Origin of the sequence: Zoogloea dura, from assembly GCF_012927165.1 — a bacterium.
Taxonomy (GTDB): Bacteria; Pseudomonadota; Gammaproteobacteria; order Burkholderiales; family Rhodocyclaceae; genus Zoogloea; species Zoogloea dura.
This window is the reverse complement of the sequence record NZ_JABBGA010000036.1, coordinates 1-15550: the sequence shown is the minus strand read 5'-3', so window position 1 is coordinate 15550 and position 15550 is coordinate 1. Positions and strand designations below refer to the sequence as shown.

13 protein-coding genes are annotated in these 15550 nt (G+C 63.9%); 6 read left to right on the top strand and 7 right to left on the bottom strand.

Annotated elements, in window-relative coordinates; all coding sequences use genetic code 11:
- Positions 1–7: 7 nt before the first annotated feature.
- The 3 genes from lolA to HHL15_RS23920 form a co-directional block, all read right to left on the bottom strand.
- Positions 8–634, bottom strand: a complete 627-nt coding sequence (gene lolA / locus HHL15_RS23930; RefSeq protein WP_169148326.1) for an outer membrane lipoprotein chaperone LolA — start codon at positions 632–634, stop codon at positions 8–10.
- Positions 631–2925 (bottom strand): DNA translocase FtsK, encoded by a 2295-nt coding sequence (locus tag HHL15_RS23925; protein WP_169148325.1) that lies wholly within the window; start codon positions 2923–2925, stop codon positions 631–633. The genes lolA and HHL15_RS23925 overlap by 4 nt, the downstream gene beginning before the upstream one ends.
- 143 nt (positions 2926–3068) lie before the next feature.
- Complete coding sequence (locus HHL15_RS23920) at positions 3069–3740, bottom strand: Crp/Fnr family transcriptional regulator (protein ID WP_169148324.1); 672 nt, start codon at positions 3738–3740, stop codon at positions 3069–3071.
- A 235-nt stretch (positions 3741–3975) separates the two neighbouring features.
- Here HHL15_RS23920 and trxB point away from each other — a divergent pair, with 235 nt between their 5' ends.
- The 5 genes from trxB (at position 3976) to HHL15_RS23895 (ending at position 10998) form a co-directional block, all read left to right on the top strand.
- Positions 3976–4935 carry a thioredoxin-disulfide reductase gene (trxB, locus tag HHL15_RS23915; protein ID WP_169148323.1) on the top strand — a complete coding sequence of 320 codons (960 nt, stop codon included), beginning with the start codon at positions 3976–3978 and terminating at the stop codon, positions 4933–4935.
- Between the two features lie 76 nt (positions 4936–5011).
- Complete coding sequence (locus tag HHL15_RS26650; RefSeq protein ID WP_235943645.1) at positions 5012–6022, top strand: Smr/MutS family protein; 1011 nt, start codon at positions 5012–5014, stop codon at positions 6020–6022.
- 262 nt (positions 6023–6284) lie between these two features.
- Positions 6285–8225, top strand: a complete 1941-nt coding sequence (gene nosZ, locus HHL15_RS23905; protein WP_169148322.1) for a TAT-dependent nitrous-oxide reductase — start codon at positions 6285–6287, stop codon at positions 8223–8225.
- 170 nt (positions 8226–8395) lie between these two features.
- Positions 8396–10579, top strand: coding sequence for a NosR/NirI family protein (locus HHL15_RS23900; protein WP_169148321.1), 2184 nt, complete (start codon positions 8396–8398; stop codon positions 10577–10579).
- Positions 10576–10998, top strand: coding sequence for a transcription regulator (locus HHL15_RS23895; RefSeq protein WP_169148320.1), 423 nt, complete (start codon positions 10576–10578; stop codon positions 10996–10998). The genes HHL15_RS23900 and HHL15_RS23895 overlap by 4 nt, the downstream gene beginning before the upstream one ends.
- Positions 10999–11023: 25 nt before the next feature.
- On the opposite strand, the gene HHL15_RS23890 is transcribed toward HHL15_RS23895, so the two are convergent.
- The 3 genes from HHL15_RS23890 to antA all read right to left on the bottom strand — a co-directional run bounded on the left by HHL15_RS23890 (position 11024) and on the right by antA (position 13475).
- A complete protein-coding gene (locus tag HHL15_RS23890; protein ID WP_169148319.1) occupies positions 11024–11299 on the bottom strand; it encodes a type II toxin-antitoxin system HicA family toxin in 276 nt (91 codons plus the stop codon).
- Positions 11300–11595: 296 nt separating this feature from the next.
- A complete protein-coding gene (gene antB, locus HHL15_RS23885; protein WP_206198955.1) occupies positions 11596–12087 on the bottom strand; it encodes an anthranilate 1,2-dioxygenase small subunit in 492 nt (163 codons plus the stop codon).
- Positions 12084–13475, bottom strand: coding sequence for an anthranilate 1,2-dioxygenase large subunit (antA, locus tag HHL15_RS23880; protein ID WP_169148318.1), 1392 nt, complete (start codon positions 13473–13475; stop codon positions 12084–12086). The genes antB and antA overlap by 4 nt, the downstream gene beginning before the upstream one ends.
- Before the next feature lie 388 nt (positions 13476–13863).
- On the opposite strand from antA, the gene HHL15_RS23875 reads away from it, so the two are divergent.
- Entirely contained in the window at positions 13864–14886 is a 1023-nt protein-coding gene (locus HHL15_RS23875) for an AraC family transcriptional regulator (RefSeq protein WP_169148317.1), read from the top strand.
- Between the two features lie 103 nt (positions 14887–14989).
- On the opposite strand, the gene HHL15_RS23870 is transcribed toward HHL15_RS23875, so the two are convergent.
- On the bottom strand, positions 14990–15550 hold a 561-nt coding region (locus HHL15_RS23870), incomplete at its 5' end, for a DUF6537 domain-containing protein (RefSeq protein WP_328825084.1).

Genomic DNA, 15550 nt, shown 5'->3' with positions numbered 1-15550 from the left:
GTTGCGCTTACTCGCCAACCACGTCGGCGCCAGCCGGCGGTACAAAGCGGAACAGGGCGGCATCGAGGGCAGGATTGCGCTCGAGCTGGCCAAACTGCAGGGAGGTGGTCTGCCCGAAGTTGTCGTACAACACCATGGCCTTGAGCTGGCCACCGGCCAGGCCGAGGCGGATCCGCTCGAAGCTGCTGTCATCGCCCTTGGGTACGGCCTCCACCCACTCCAGGCCATCTGCGGCTCCGGCATCCTTGAGGGTGAAGTTGCGGTCGAGGGCGTTGTCGCCGGCCAGGATGGCGGCTGGCGTGTTGCCCAGGGCCTGTCCGAGCTTCTTGGTGGTGACCTGGTTGAGTTCCTGGTCGTAGGCCCACAGCTTGTTGCCATCCCCCACCAGCAGCTGGGCGTAGGGCTTCTCGTAGGTCCAGCGGAACTTGCCGGGGCGGGCAAAGGCAAAGCTGCCACTCGCCTGCTGGGGCTTGCGGCCCGATTTGGACAGGACCTGCTGGCTGAAGCTGCCCCGCGCACTGCGGGTGCCCTCCATGAACTGCTTGAGCTGGGCCAGTCCATCGGCGCGGGCCTCGCCGGCCACCAACATCATGGAGAACAGCGGGGCTAGCAGGAATGCGGACTTGCGGATCATGATTCTCCTTCGCGGGCCGGTGCGACCACTTCCCGGTTGCCGTTGCTGCCCATCGGCGTGACCAGCCCGGAGCGCTCCATTTGTTCGATCAGGCGCGCGGCCCGGTTGTAGCCGATGCGCAGGTGACGCTGGACCAGGGAGATCGACGGCCGGCGGGTCTTGATGACCACCTCCACGGCCTGGTCGTAAAGCGGGTCGGCCTCGCTGCCTTCGCCGCCCTCGCCGCCGCCGAGGAGATCACCGCCCTCCTCCTCCGACGGCGCGAGGATGCCCTCGATGTAGTCCGGGGCCCCCGTCGCCTTGAGGTGCTCCACCACCTTGTGCACCTCGTGGTCCGCCACGAAGGCGCCGTGGACCCGGTTGGGCAGGCCGGTACCCGGTGCCAGGTAGAGCATGTCGCCCATACCCAGCAAGGCTTCGGCCCCCATCTGGTCGAGGATGGTGCGGGAGTCGATCTTGCTCGACACCTGGAAGGCCATGCGGGTCGGGATGTTGGCCTTGATCAGGCCGGTGATCACATCCACGCTGGGGCGCTGGGTGGCCAGTATCAGATGGATACCGGCCGCCCGGGCCTTCTGGGCGAGGCGGGCGATCAACTCTTCGATCTTCTTGCCGACCACCATCATCAGGTCGGCCAGCTCATCGATGATCACCACGATGTAGGGCAGCTTGTCGAGGGGCTCGGGGCTGTCCGGCGTAATCGAGAACGGGTTCTTCAAGGGCGCGCCGATCCGGGCGGCTTCGGCCACGGCCTTGTTGTAACCAGCCAGGTTGCGCACCCCTAGCGCGGACATCAGCTTGTAGCGCTTCTCCATCTCTGCCACGCACCAGTTGAGCGCGTTGGCAGCATGCTTCATGTCGGTGACCACCGGCGCCAGCAGGTGCGGAATGCCCTCGTAGATGGACAGCTCAAGCATCTTCGGATCCACCAGGATCAGGCGTACGTCTTCCGGCTCGGACTTGTAGAGCAGCGACAGGATCATCGCGTTGATGCCCACCGACTTGCCGGAGCCGGTGGTGCCGGCCACCAGCAGGTGAGGCGTCTTGGCGATGTCGGCTACCACCGGCTGGCCACCGATGTCCTTGCCGAGCGCCACCGTGAGCGGCGAGTGCATGTCGTGGTAGGCCCGGGACCCGAGGATCTCCGACAGGCGCACGGTCTGGCGCTTGGGATTGGGCAGCTCGAGGGCCATACAGGTCTTGCCGGGCACCGTCTCGACCACCCGGATGCTCACCACCGACAGTGCGCGGGCCAGGTCCTTGACCAGATTCATCACCTGGCTGCCCTTCACACCAACCGCCGGCTCGATCTCGAAACGGGTGATCACCGGACCGGGATACGCCGCCAGCACCTTCACCTCGACCCCGAAGTCGGCGAGCTTGCGTTCGATCAGGCGCGAGGTGAACTCGAGGACCTCGGCAGACGGCGGCTCCACATCGTGGGCAGGCTCGTCGAGCAGGGCCAGCGGCGGCAGGGCTCCGCCGGGCAGTTCAGTGAACAAGGTGGTCTGACGTTCCTTCTCGACCCGCACCGACTTCTCGACCTCGACGATGGCCGGTTCGATACGCACTGGCGGTGGCGGCGTCACCTCTTCCTTCTTGCGCTTGGTCTCGACCACGGCCTCGCGCTTCTGCGCCACCTCGCGGCCGACCCGGCGGTCCTCCCAAGTCTGCACGCCCTGGGTCGCAAACAACCAGACCCGCTCCAGCCCCGCCCCCAGCAGCTCCGACGCCTCCAGCCAGCTCACGCCCGAGAACAGGCTCATGCCGCCGGCGATCAGCGCCAGCAGCAGCAGGGTCCCGCCAGTGAAGCCCAGGTATTGCAGGGTGAGGCGCCCCAGTTCCAGCCCGATGACGCCGCCGGGCTCAAGGGGCAGCACCGCCTTGATGGAATGGAAGCGCATCGCCTCCAGGCCGCTGCTGGACAGCAGCACCACGATGAACCCCAGCACCACGATCAGGAAAGAGCGGCGGTCCGCCCCGAACACCAGCTGCAGCCGCCGGAAACCGATGGCCAGCCCGAAGCCCAGGAACACCACCCACCACCAGGCCGACACACCGAACAGGTAGAGCAGCAGATCGGAGAGCCACGCCCCGAAGCGCCCGCCCGGATTGCTCACCTGCTCGATCTGCACGGCGTGGGACCAGCCAGGGTCGGCCTTCGAATAGCCGAAGAGGATCATCGCGACATAGAGGGCCAGCACCCCCAGCAGCAGCCAGCGGGCCTCCTGCAGCAGGCCGGCGATCTTTTCCGGGAGGGGCAAGGGGCGGGTGGAAGGACGATTGAGCATGGGATGGCGATACGGGGCTTGCGGAGAATGGAGCCTGCAATGCAAAAGCGCGGCAAGGCGCCGCGCTCGGATTATAAACCAGGGTCTTCGGAGAACCCGTCCTCACCCGTGCCGTGATGAGTAAGGAAGGATTTCCGGGGCATTCACAAATCGTAGATCTTTTCGCGCAGGATCACGCCGCCATCGGTTTCCTCGATCAGGCCACGCAGGCCCAGGTCCTTCATGACCCGGCTGACCATCTCGCGGGAGGCGCCGATCATCTTGGCGATATCTTGCTTGGAGATCTTCTTGCGCACCATCTTGACGCCATCCACCTCCTCCGACATCTCGAGGAGCAGGCGCGCCACCCGGCCATACACGTCCATCAGGGCCAGGCTCTCGATCTTGCGGTCGGCGTCGCGCAGGCGGCGGGTCAGATTGCACATGACGTGCCAGGCGAGCTCGAAGTTCTCCTGCATCAGGCGCTTGAAGTCGGTCTTGGCGATGGTCACCAGGTCGGAGGGCGACACGGCCACCACCGACGCGGAACGGGGGCTGTCATCCAGCACCCCCATCTCGCCGAACATCTCGCCCTGCCCGAGGATGGTCAGGATCACCTCACGGCCATCCTCGTCGCTGACCATCACCTTGAGGTTGCCGGTGAGCACGAAATAGACGAAATCCGTGCGGTCGCCCTCATGCACCACCGCCGAACCACGCGGCACCCGCCGCATCATTGCACAGCGCGCAACTGCCGCCAGCCGGTCGTCGCCGAGGCCCTGGAAAATCGGGAATGTCCTCAGGGCGATCGTGGACACGGAGCTGGTAACGGACATAAGCGTCTCCTAAGCAGGACTCGAAATGAATTACATGGCGTGGAAACGACCCGTCGAACCGTCGTTTCCGTCATGGACAATCAACGGTCAAGTATAAAGCAAACTTGAGGGTCTCCATCGCAGTGGCATCAAAACGTCCACCGCCACCGCACAGCTTCATCCTGCCCCGGGGAACGAAGCACCTTATAATCGGTCCTTCCTTGCTCACGACAAAACAGAAGAGAAAGACACCCAGATGGCCACCCGTCACATCAAGCTGCTCATCCTCGGTTCCGGCCCCGCCGGCTACAGTGCCGCCGTTTATGCCGCCCGTGCCAATCTGAACCCCGTGCTGATCACCGGCATCGCTCAGGGCGGCCAGTTGATGACCACCACCGAAGTGGACAACTGGCCGGCCGACGCCGACGGCGTGCAGGGCCCCGAGCTCATGGCGCGTTTCGAGAAGCACGCCCTGCGCTTCAATACCGAGATGATCTTCGATCACATCCACACCACCCACCTGGCCGAGAAGCCGATACGGCTGGTGGGCGATGCCGGCGAATACACCTGTGACGCACTGATCATCGCCACCGGCGCGAGCGCCCAGTACCTGGGCCTGCCCTCCGAGGAGGCCTTCTCCGGCAAGGGTGTTTCCGCCTGTGCCACCTGCGACGGTTTCTTCTACCGCAACCAGGAAGTCGCCGTGATCGGTGGCGGCAACACAGCCGTTGAAGAGGCCCTGTACCTGGCCAACATCGCCAGCAAGGTCACCCTGGTGCATCGCCGCGACAAGTTCAAAGCGGAGCGCATCCTGGTCGACAAGGTCATGGAGAAGGTCGCTGCGGGCAAGATCGTGCTGGAACTCGACGCCACCCTCGACGAAGTGCTGGGCGACGCCACCGGCGTGACCGGCATGCGCATCAAGGGCGTCAAGAGCGGCACGACCAAGGACATCGACCTGAAGGGCGTGTTCATCGCCATCGGCCACAAGCCGAATACCGACATCTTCGAAGGTCAGCTCGAAATGGAAGGTGGCTACATCGTCACCCAGGGCGGCCGTCACGGCAATGCCACGGCGACCAGTGTGCCGGGCGTGTTCGCCGCCGGCGACGTGCAGGATCACATCTACCGTCAGGCCGTGACCAGCGCCGGTACCGGCTGCATGGCCGCGCTGGACGCCGAGCGTTACCTCGACAGCCTCGGCCTGGCCGGCTGATCGCCCCCCCGGGCCGGTCGCTGCGAGGCGGCCGGCCACCGTTCCAATCCGCATCGAGCAGCACCGTACGGGCACCATGCGCAAGCGCAATCAGACTTCCGGGCTGGACGCCCTCAAGGCCATCCGCCAACAGGTGCCCAATGCCGCCCTCAAGACCGTGATCGGAGGGCCCCGCAACAAAGCCGCTCCCCGCTCCACTGCCCCCGCTCCGTCAGAGCCGGCCGACGATGACGGGCTGTTCCGCCGCCAGGTGGGTGACGTACAGCCGGTGAAGTCTGCCGACCGGGCCGAGCTCGGTCGGCCCAGGCCCGTGCCGACGCCTCGCCCGCGGCAGCCCGAGCTGGAAGTCGAAGCCCCGTCGCGTCGCCCCGCCCGGGTCGACGAGAACGATGCGGCAGCCGTCTTCCGCTCAGCGCTGGGCGACATTGCGCCGATCAAGGACTTCAATCGGGTCGACCTCAGCCTCCAGCGTCAGCGCGCCAATCCTGGCGTGCGGGCAGTGGAGCACTGGGAGCCGCCTGCGCCCACCTTTGACGACAGCACGCTCGCCGATCCCGCCGCGCTGTTCCGCCAGGTGGCCGGTGAGGTTGCCCCCCTCAAGGACAAGAACCTCGCCGCAGTCGATCGCCCCCTGCCCGCCCCCCGCCCGCGCCTGCGCGAGGAAGACGAACGTGAGGTGCTGCGGGAGGCGCTGGAATCCCCGATCTCCTTCGAGGACCGCCTGGACATGGGCGACGAGGCCGCCTACCTGCGCGTCGGCCTGCCCCGCCGGGTCCTCACCGACCTGCGCCGCGGCCGCTGGGTCGTGCAGGGTGAGCTGGACCTCCACGGCCTGACCCGTGACGAGGCCCGCACCAGCCTGGCCCAGTTCATCGCCCTGGCGCTGCAGCAGGGGCGCCGCTGCCTGCGGGTGATTCACGGCAAGGGCCACGGCTCGCCCGGTCGCATCCCGGTGCTGAAGCACCTCTCCCGCGGCTGGCTGGCCCAGCGTGAAGACATCCTGGCCTTCTGCCAGGCCAAACCCCACGATGGCGGCGACGGCGCACTGCTGGTGCTGCTGCAGGCTGGCGGCGGCAACCGGGGCTGACTCCCCCCCCAAAAAAAGCGCTTATATTTCAGCAAGTTCTAATACAGACTGACTCAACAAGGCGTTTTCAGGCTGTTTTTTCGGTACGTGGCGCCATTCTTGCCCACGGTCAATTTCTTTCGTCTCCCACCCCCCTACATTGCGCCGCGACAGATTGTCGCAGCGGCGCCGCGTCTCTCCCGACGCCCGGCTCCGGCGACAACTGGCTAGGCCGCCGTAATCCACGGCGCGCATTCGGTTAAGGGACATACGGAGACCCACAATGAGCACCCAAGACACGCAGCATGACGACCTGACCCCCGTACCGGGACGCCGCAAGTTCCTTAACACCGCCGCCCTCGCCGGGCTGGCCGGTGCCGGCTTGTCCGTCGGCCTGTCCTCCTGCAAACAGGAAGCCCCGCCCGCCGCCGCCCCCGCGGCAGGCGCGGCCCCTGCAGCCGCCAGCCATGGCGCCTCCCCCCACCTGGCTCCGGGCCAGCTGGACGAGTACTACGGCATCTGGTCCGGTGGCCACACCGGCGACATGCGCATTCTGGGCCTGCCCTCCGGCCGCGAGATCACCCGCGTCCCCGTGTTCAACCCGGACCCCTTGGTCGGCTGGGGCATCACGAATGAATCCAAGGCCATCATGGGTACCAAGGCGGACGGCAGCCTGCGCTACACCGTCGCCGACACTCACCATACCCACGCCTCCTACAAGGACGGCACCTACGACGGGCGCTACGCCTGGATCAACGACAAGATCAACGGCCGCATCGCCCGGGTCAAGCTGGACACCTTCGAGTGCGACAAGATCACCGAGATCCCCAACGTCCAGGGCTTCCACGGCATCTTCCCGGACAAGGCCGACCCGGTGGACCCGGCCATCACCCACACTACCCGCGTCTTCGCCGGTGCCGAGTTCAGCATCCCCCTGCCGAATGACGGCAGCCACCTGAACGATGTGGACACGTACCGTTCGCTGTTCACCTGCGTCGACGCCGAGACCATGGCGGTGCGCTGGCAGGCCCTGATCGACGGCAACTGCGACCTGGTGGCCACCTCCTACGATGGAAAGCTGGCCGCCACCAACCAGTACAACACCGAGATGGGGGCCAAGTACGAGGACATGATGTCCGCCGAGAAGGACGCCTGCACCTTCTTCCACATCGCCCGCATCGAGCAGGCCGTCAAGGACGGCAAGTTCAAGACCTACGGCGACTCCAAGGTACCGGTGGTGGACGCCACCCGCGAGGCGAACAAGGACCCGAAGACCGCGCTGGTCGCCTATGTGCCGGTCCCCAAGAATCCCCACGGCGTGAATGCCAGCCCGGATGCCAAGTACTTCATCTGCGCCGGCAAGCTGTCGCCCACCGCCACCGTGATCGAACTGGGCAAGGTGCTGGACTGGTTCGACGGCAAGCTCGAGGACATCAAGGCCACCGTGGTGGCCGAAGTGGAGCTCGGCCTCGGCCCCCTGCACACCGCATTCGACGGCCGCGGCAATGCCTTCACCACCCTCTTCCTGGACTCTCAGGTCGTGAAATGGAACGTGGAGGCCGCCATCAAGTTCCACGCCGGCGACAAGAACGCCCAGTACGTGGTGGACCGCCTGGACGTGCAGTACCAGCCCGGCCACCTCAACGCCTCCCAGTCCGAGACCCGGGAAGCCGACGGCAAGTGGCTGTGCGTGGGCTGCAAGTTCTCCAAGGACCGCTTCCTGCCGGTCGGCCCGCTCCACCCTGAGAACGAGCAGTTGGTCGACATCTCCGGCGAGAAGATGAAGCTGATCGCCGACCACCCGGTGCGCCCCGAGCCCCACGACTTCATCATCGTCAAGCGCGACCGGATCAAGACCCGCCAGGTCTACAACCTGGACGAGTTCCCCAACGCGGTGAAGGATCCGAAGGAAAGCGGCGTCTTCCGCAACGGCAACAAGGTCACCGTCAAGCTGGTATCCCAGGCTCCGGCCTTCAGCCTGCGCGAGTTCACCGTCAAGAAGGGCGACGAGGTGACCCTGATCCTCACCAACCTGGACAAGGTGGAGGACCTGACCCACGGCTTTGCGATTCCCAAGTACAACATCAACTTCATTGTCAATCCGCTGGAGACCAAGTCCGTCACCTTCAAGGCCGACAAGCCGGGTGTCTACTGGTGCTACTGCACTCACTTCTGCCACGCCCTGCACCTCGAAATGCGGACTCGCATGATCGTGGAGAAGTAAGCCGGCGCAAGCCGTTTCCTTATCGTGGGGGATAAGTTGGGGAGGCCTTCCGGCCTCCCTTTTTTTGCTTGCCGCCATTCCTCGGGCCGGCTGCCGAATTGACTCAGCTTAAGGCGGCCAGGCGCCCCCGGCACCAGAATCCGCCGTCACACCGATAGACGGAGCCCTCGATGTTCTCCCAGCGCACCCTGCGCCGCCTGCTCGCCCCCCTCGCCGCCCTGCTGCTCACCAGCGCCGCCCACGCCGACACCTACGAGATCAAGCTCCCGCCGGAGTTGTCTTCCTCACCGCGGCTGTGTGACTACGCCCCCTGCAGCGAGGTCCTGCCCGGGGCGACCAGCTTCTCGGAGCGCAAGGGGCAGCCTTCGTATGTAGAGGGCTATCGGGACGACGCCGGACAAAAGACCAAAGTCGGCTACGTGATGCTGTCCACCGACATCACCGACATTCCAGCCTATTCCGGCAAACCGGTGGTCACCCTGATCGGGATGGACACCGCCGGCAAGTTCACCGGCGTGAAGATCCTCAAGCACTCCGAGCCCATCCTGCTGCTGGGGATCCCCGAATCCTCGCTGGTCAAGTTCAACAACCAGTACCTGGGGCAGTTTGTCGGCGACAACATCGAGATCGGCAAGTCACGCCCCGAGGAAAACCTGATCGGCCTCGACGCGATCACCGGAGCCACGGTCACCGTCATTGCCCAGAACCAGGTCATGATGACCAGCGGCACCGAGGTGGCCAAGCAGGTGGGCATCCTCAAGCCGGTAATCCGCCCCCAGGCCAGGTTTCCCATTTCCGATGCGGCCCCCAGCTGGGCCAACCTGGTGGCCGACGGCAGCGTGCAACACCTGGTGGTCAAACCTGAGGACCTCGGCCTCAAGGGTGATGGTCGTCCCTACATGGACCTGTGGTTCGGCTATCTCAACCAGCCCACCATCGGCCGCGCCCTGCTCGGCAAGGACGGCTACGCCAGCCTGATGGCGCGCCTCAAGGAAGGCGAACACGCCATCTTCATCATCCGGACCGCCGGGATGGACTCCTTCAAGGGGTCCGGCTTCGTCCGCGGCGGCATCTACGACCGGGTGCAAGTACGCCAGGACAAGGACAGCTTCACCTTCCGCGACCTCGATTATGTGAACCTCTGGGGCCTCGCCGCCGCAGGCGCCCCGGCCTACGACGAATCGGCGATCTTCATCATCCGCGGCAAGGGTTTCTCCGCCGCCTATCCCTGGAAGTTGGTCTTCCTCGGCAACAGGATCGACAAGGAGACCGCCGCCAAGACCTTTGCCAATTTCGACAGGGAATACTGGCTGGCCGACTCCTACCTGGAGGGCGGCCGCCCGGAAGTGATCAAGCCCGACCCCACCTGGCTCAAGGTCTGGAAGGACAAGGCCCTGCAGATCGGCGCCTTCATCGTGCTGCTGCTCGGCGTGGCCGCGGCCTACGCCAACCGCGACCGCCTGGTACGCCGCTCCAGCCACAAGAACAAGTGGCGGGTGAATGCCTTCAAATACACCGGCTGGCTGCTCAGCATCGGCTTCGTGGGCTTCCAGGCCATGGCCCAGCCTTCCATCACCCAGGTCCTGACCTGGTTCCACAGCCTGCTCTTCCAGTGGCAGTGGGAGCTCTTCCTGTCCGACCCGCTGATCTTCATCTTCTGGATCTTCATCATCGTCACGGTGTTCGTGTGGGGCCGCGGGCTGTTCTGTGGCTGGCTCTGCCCTTTCGGCTCCCTCTCCGAGCTGCTCTACAAGCTGGGCCGGGCCTGCGGCCTCAAGCGCTTCCAGTTCCACCTCCCCCAGGCCCTGCACGACAGGCTCAAGGGCCTCAAGTACGCGATCTTCTTCGGCCTGCTCGCCGTGTCCTTCTTCAGCATGGGCCTGGCCGAGAAGCTTGCCGAGATCGAGCCCTTCAAGACCACCTTCCTGGTCGGCCTGCTCAATCGCAGCTGGCCCTATACCCTTTTCGCCGGGGGGCTGCTGGGCCTGTCGATCTTCACAGAGCGGCCCTTCTGCAAGTATCTCTGCCCACTGGGCGCGGCCCTGGCCATGCCCACCACCTTCCGCTGGTTCGGTCTCAAGCGGAAGGACGAATGCACCAAGTGCAAGGCCTGCGCCAAGGGCTGCGGCTCCCTGGCCATCGACACCAAGGGAAACATCGACCAGCGTGAATGCATGCTCTGCCTGGACTGCATGGTCTTGTACTACGACGACCACGCCTGCCCTCCCCTGGCCCAGGAGCGCAAACGCCGGGACAAGGCCGGCCAGCCGCTCACCCCGATCGACGCACGGGGCTACTTCATCCCCATCCATCCCGCCCCCGCCAGATCTGCCACGGAAGAAAAGCACTCATGACCCTCGCCGACCGCAACGAACTGCGCCAGCCCTCCTACGGGGAAGCCCGGGGTGCAGCCTGGCTGGCCGCCGAGCTCCGCGACCACCTGTGGCCCTGGGGCAGCGGCGCCCAAGGCGGCCGGACATCCTTACGCCTGGCCGGCTTCGGCCTTGCCGTCGCGGCCACCATCGCCTGGATCCTCACCGCCCTCGGCCACCTGTCGGCGGGGGCGATCATCGGCTGGTGGTTCGGCTGGAGCGTGCTGGAGGTATTCGTCCGGCTGGACGGCAAACCCTATGTCAAGGAAGGCCCCTGGTGGGGCCGCCTGTATCGCCGGGCCAGCCTGATGGACATGCTGTGCTACGTGAGCTTCAAGAACCTGCTGATCGGAGCCTCACTGTTCCTCAGCCTGAAGGCCATGGGCCTGCTTCAGCTCTGAGGCGGATGAAGCCCAGCCCGCTTCGTCACTCTTTCTCTTCGTAGGCCGAAGGCGTCACTCCAGCCCCAGCCAGGCATTCACGGAGGTATTTGAGTTCCTGCTTGCCGAACTCGTTGCTGTGATGGGGGTGGTGCAGGAAGAACTCATGCCGGTTGAGCAGTACCCGGAAACGGGCGCCGTGGCCCGGCTCGACCTCGGCCCCCAGATGATGGAGAAGGGACTCCACCTCGCGCCACTGGATATTGCTGCTGATGGGATCGCGGAATATTGATTCGAGAAGATGACGGTGCTTGGAGCTCATGATCTGCCCTTTCTTGTTCTGGTTTCGCAGCCCGCTGGCCGGGAAACACCCCTGACAGGAAGCTGCATTCAGCGCCTCCAGGCACTCATTGTCCTCCTGCCGGAGGCAGATGGCATCCCCGCACAGTCGGGGCACTGACAAAAAGTGGGCGGGTCGCTGCCCCCAAGGGGGCACTTTTCATCCTGGGTCGGCCCCAAGATGAAAAAATAAGGCCTGCCCCGGTTACCCGAAGCAGGCCAATCGTCAGGATGGCAGACCTGATCGAGGAGCAAACTGAGTTCTGGCTACATCTGCGCTCAGACGTGGTAGAAGTCCATGACCGAATCGATCACGTCGTTCAGCACGAGCACATGCTTGCGCAGGATCACCCAACTGTTGCCTGCGGGCTTCAGGGTGTAGGTCACTTCACCAAAGAAGTGCGCCGCCACGCCAAAGCGGTAGTAGTGCGTCACCCACTTGGCCTTGACCTCCAGTTGGGAGTCAGACGCCTCCTGGATCATCACGTTGGTCACCAGATGCAGGGTGCGGGGCAGCGGAGTCGATGCCGCCGACTTGCCGGTGCGGATGCGATAGACCCGATCCTCCAGCCCCGAGCGGTTGGCATAGTAGATCATCGACATGCCGCGCTTCGGATCCGTGGTGTAGACATGCTCGGAATCCCACTGGGGAATGTGGAACTCGGCACCTTCGTCAAACAGTTCCAGGTAATCGTCCCAGGCCTGCCGATCGCACAGTTCGGCCTTGCGGTAGAGGAACTGCTCAACGCTCTTCTGCAAATCGCCCATCATTCCGCTCCTTGTTCGCTCTTGGATTTCTTGTCGATGCCCCGTAGCAGGAAATCGCGCCAGGCACCGTGCTGGTTGATGTAAAGCCCTTCATGGGTCAGCTCGGCACCGGTCAGAACCGGCGAGATGCCCAGCGTCTCGGCATTGGGAGTGGATTCGGTGATCCACTTGGTGTGGCCGCGGGAAATGTCGTTCCACGATTCGAGGCGGGCCTGGAAGCCGCGCTGGGCCTCGCGGAACTCCACCAGATCGTCGGGGGTGCCCATGCCGGAAACGTTGAAGAAATCCTCGAACTGACGGATGCGGTTCTCCCTATCCTTTTCGGACTCGCCCTTCACGCCGATACACTGGCTGATCACCTGGGTCTTGTTCCAGGCCACCGGGCGGATGATCCGCAGCTGGGAACTGATCTGGTCCATGAAGAACAGGCTGGGATAGACGTTCAGGTTGCGCAGCCGGTGCATCATCCACTCGGCCTTCTTTTCACCATACTCCTCGACCAGGCGCGGCATGATGGTGGCGTAGCCGGGACGCACACTGGGATTGGGCATTTCGCTGAACAGCACGCTGTGCCCGTTGGGGAAGGAGAACCAGCCATCGTCGGTATCGGAATCGCCGGCACCCAGCTTGCGGTAGTCCAGCGTATTGGTGATCTCGGCGCCCTTCTGGGCATTCAGCTCATGGCGATGAACAACGGTGGCCACGTAGTTGTAGTGCACGGTGCTGACGTGATAGCCATCCAGGCCGTTCTCGTTCTGCAGCTTCCAGTTGCCATCGAAGGTGTAAGTGCCCTTGCCCGGCAGAACTTCCAGCTCACCGGTCGGGGACTGGGCCACCATCAGGTCCAGGAAGACTTTGGCATCGCCGAGATGATCTTCCAGCGAATTGGTACCCTCGGTGTCGAGGTTGATGAACACGAAGCCCTTGTAGCTGGCAATGCGCGCCCGCTTGAGGTTGCGGGAAGCCAAGTCAAAGTCTTCCGGGTATTCGCTGGGTGCCTTCACCTTGAGCAGCTTGCCGTCGGAACGGAAGGTCCAGGCGTGGAAGGAGCACACAAAGGTGGATTGCCGACCCTTGCCGACCCGGGTCAGGGTCGCGCCGCGATGCTGACAGGCATTGACCAGCGCGTTGAGCTTGCCATTTCCGTCGCGGGTGATGATCATCGGCTGGCGGCCGGCATTCATCGTAATGAAATCGTTGGGCTGGGAGATCTCGCTCTCGTGACAGGCATAGATCCAGTTCTTCTCGAAGATCATCTCCATCTCGAGTTCGAACAGGTCGGGCTCCGTAAACATGCGGCGCGCGACTCGGTAAACGCCCTCCTCCGGTCTAAAATCAAGGCAACCCGAGACAAATTCGCGCCAGTCGGCTGTAGTTCTTGCGGTACTCATGTTGTCCCCATTGTTTTGGTGTTGATGGAGCCCCCATTAGAAGGCCGTTCTTTTTCCAGGAATATCCTGCTGTTGGGGAATGTCTGTCCGGTTTTTGTGGACAGCGGGCCACAGCCGGAAAACAGCCGTCAAACCGCGGCTCCCGGCTCGAGCACCGCGTCCCCGTTCAACGATGGGGGGGGTATTTCCCCTCAAGGGTGGCGCTTGACAGCAGAGAAGCCTGACAAGAAAATCGATATTTATTATAAATCTCGATTTTTTAAGATTCCGACACGCAGCTCGACAACAAGATTGCACCAACAGGATCACGGAGCCACACACCAGACGCACCAACCGGCCCGGAATAGCTGCATGAAGCGGAGCCTCAACCCCTACCCAGGAGTTCGTGATGGAGACGATCGCGAAAGTTGTTCCACAGGACCTGCATACATCCTGCAGTGACCTCAAGAGTGCCCAGACATGGATGGCCGAAATCTGTGGCCCTCATGGCCTCAAGGCACATGCCAACCGCCCTCTGCAGTTCCGGCACTCAGGCAGCGTCCTGCAGTCCCGTTCAACCACCATCGGCGTCGTGGAATACGGCACCGATGTGTCGATCCTGGTCAACGAGCCCACCCCCCTGCACAGCTTCAGCATCAGCCTGCCCATCACCGGCGAACAGGAACTCGAGGTCGACGGGCGACGGCTGTTGTCTACCGCTGACATGGGCACCATCCTCGTGCCGAACGTCGCTCAGGAACTGGTGATCGCAGGGAATTGCCGCAAGATGCTGGTGTCAATGTCGCACGCCGCCGTATCCAAGGTACTCGAAGAGTTGCTGCAGCGCCCTTTGTCCAGGCCGCTGACCTTCTCCCCTACCATGGACGCCACCAGTGGAGAAACCGCCTCGTGGTGGAGAATCGTGCGCCACCTGCTGACTGAAATGGCGTGCAGCCAGAGCCTTTACCGCAATATTCACCTTGCGGCGGAACTGGAAGCCACCCTCATCCGTGGCCTGCTGCTGGCGCAGCCCAACAACTACTCGGAAGAGCTCCACAGCTCCCGCGAAGGCAAGACCCCCCAATACCTGCTCAAGGCACGTCAGTTCATCCTCGACACAGCCAAGGACGACGTTAACCTGGAGCACATCGAACAAGTGGCCGGGGTCTCCCGCTTCAAGCTTTACGAGGGCTTCAAGCTGTACTTCGGGCTGACACCCCTCGCTTATCGCAAGAAGCACCGGCTCGAGCAGGTACGCCGCGAAATCCTGCGCAACGGCTCCCAGAAGAACATTTCATGCATCGCGATGGATTGGGGCTTCATGCACCTCGGCCGCTTCTCGATCGAGTACCGGAAACAGTTCAACGAACTCCCCTCCGAAACGCTCCGGCGTTACAAACAGAATCGTCAGCCCGGATCCGGCATGGTCTGAACCTCCCGTCCCGCCAATACAACAAAGCCTCTCTTGCCTTGCGGCAGAGAGGCTTTGTTGTGATACAGGGTGCAGGGGCCGGTCTCCCCCGCACCCTGGCCGCTTACGCCCGCTTCATCATCACCACCTGGCTGGGATTCCTGAAGGCGGCCAGCCGCTCCGCCTGCAGCACCCGCGCCTTGGCCAGGTTCTTCTCCTTCACGTGCCCATAGCCCCGCACCTCATCCGGCCAGGCCGCCAGGCTGGCTGCGGCTGAATGGTTGGCGTGGGTCAGCTGGCTGACGATCTCGTCGAGCTGGCGGATGTACTCCTCGATCAGGGCCCGTTCCATGCGCCGCTCTTCGGTCTTGCTGAAGAGATCCAGCGCGCCGCCGCGCAGGTGCTTGAGGCCGGCCATGCGCTGGAAGGCCTTGAACATCCACGGGCCGTACTGCTTCTTCTGCAGGTGGCCGGTCTTCGGGTCCTTGTCGGCCAGCAGCGGCGGGGCCAGGTTGTACTTGACGCTGTAGCCGTGGGGGAACTGGGCATCGAGTTCGGCCAGGAAGGCCGGGTCGGTGTGCAGGCGCGCCACTTCGAACTCGTCCTTGTAGGCCATCAGCTTGTACAGGTTGCGCGCGGCGGCCTCCGACAGGGCGGTGGCGCCGGGCAGGGCCTTGTGCTCGGC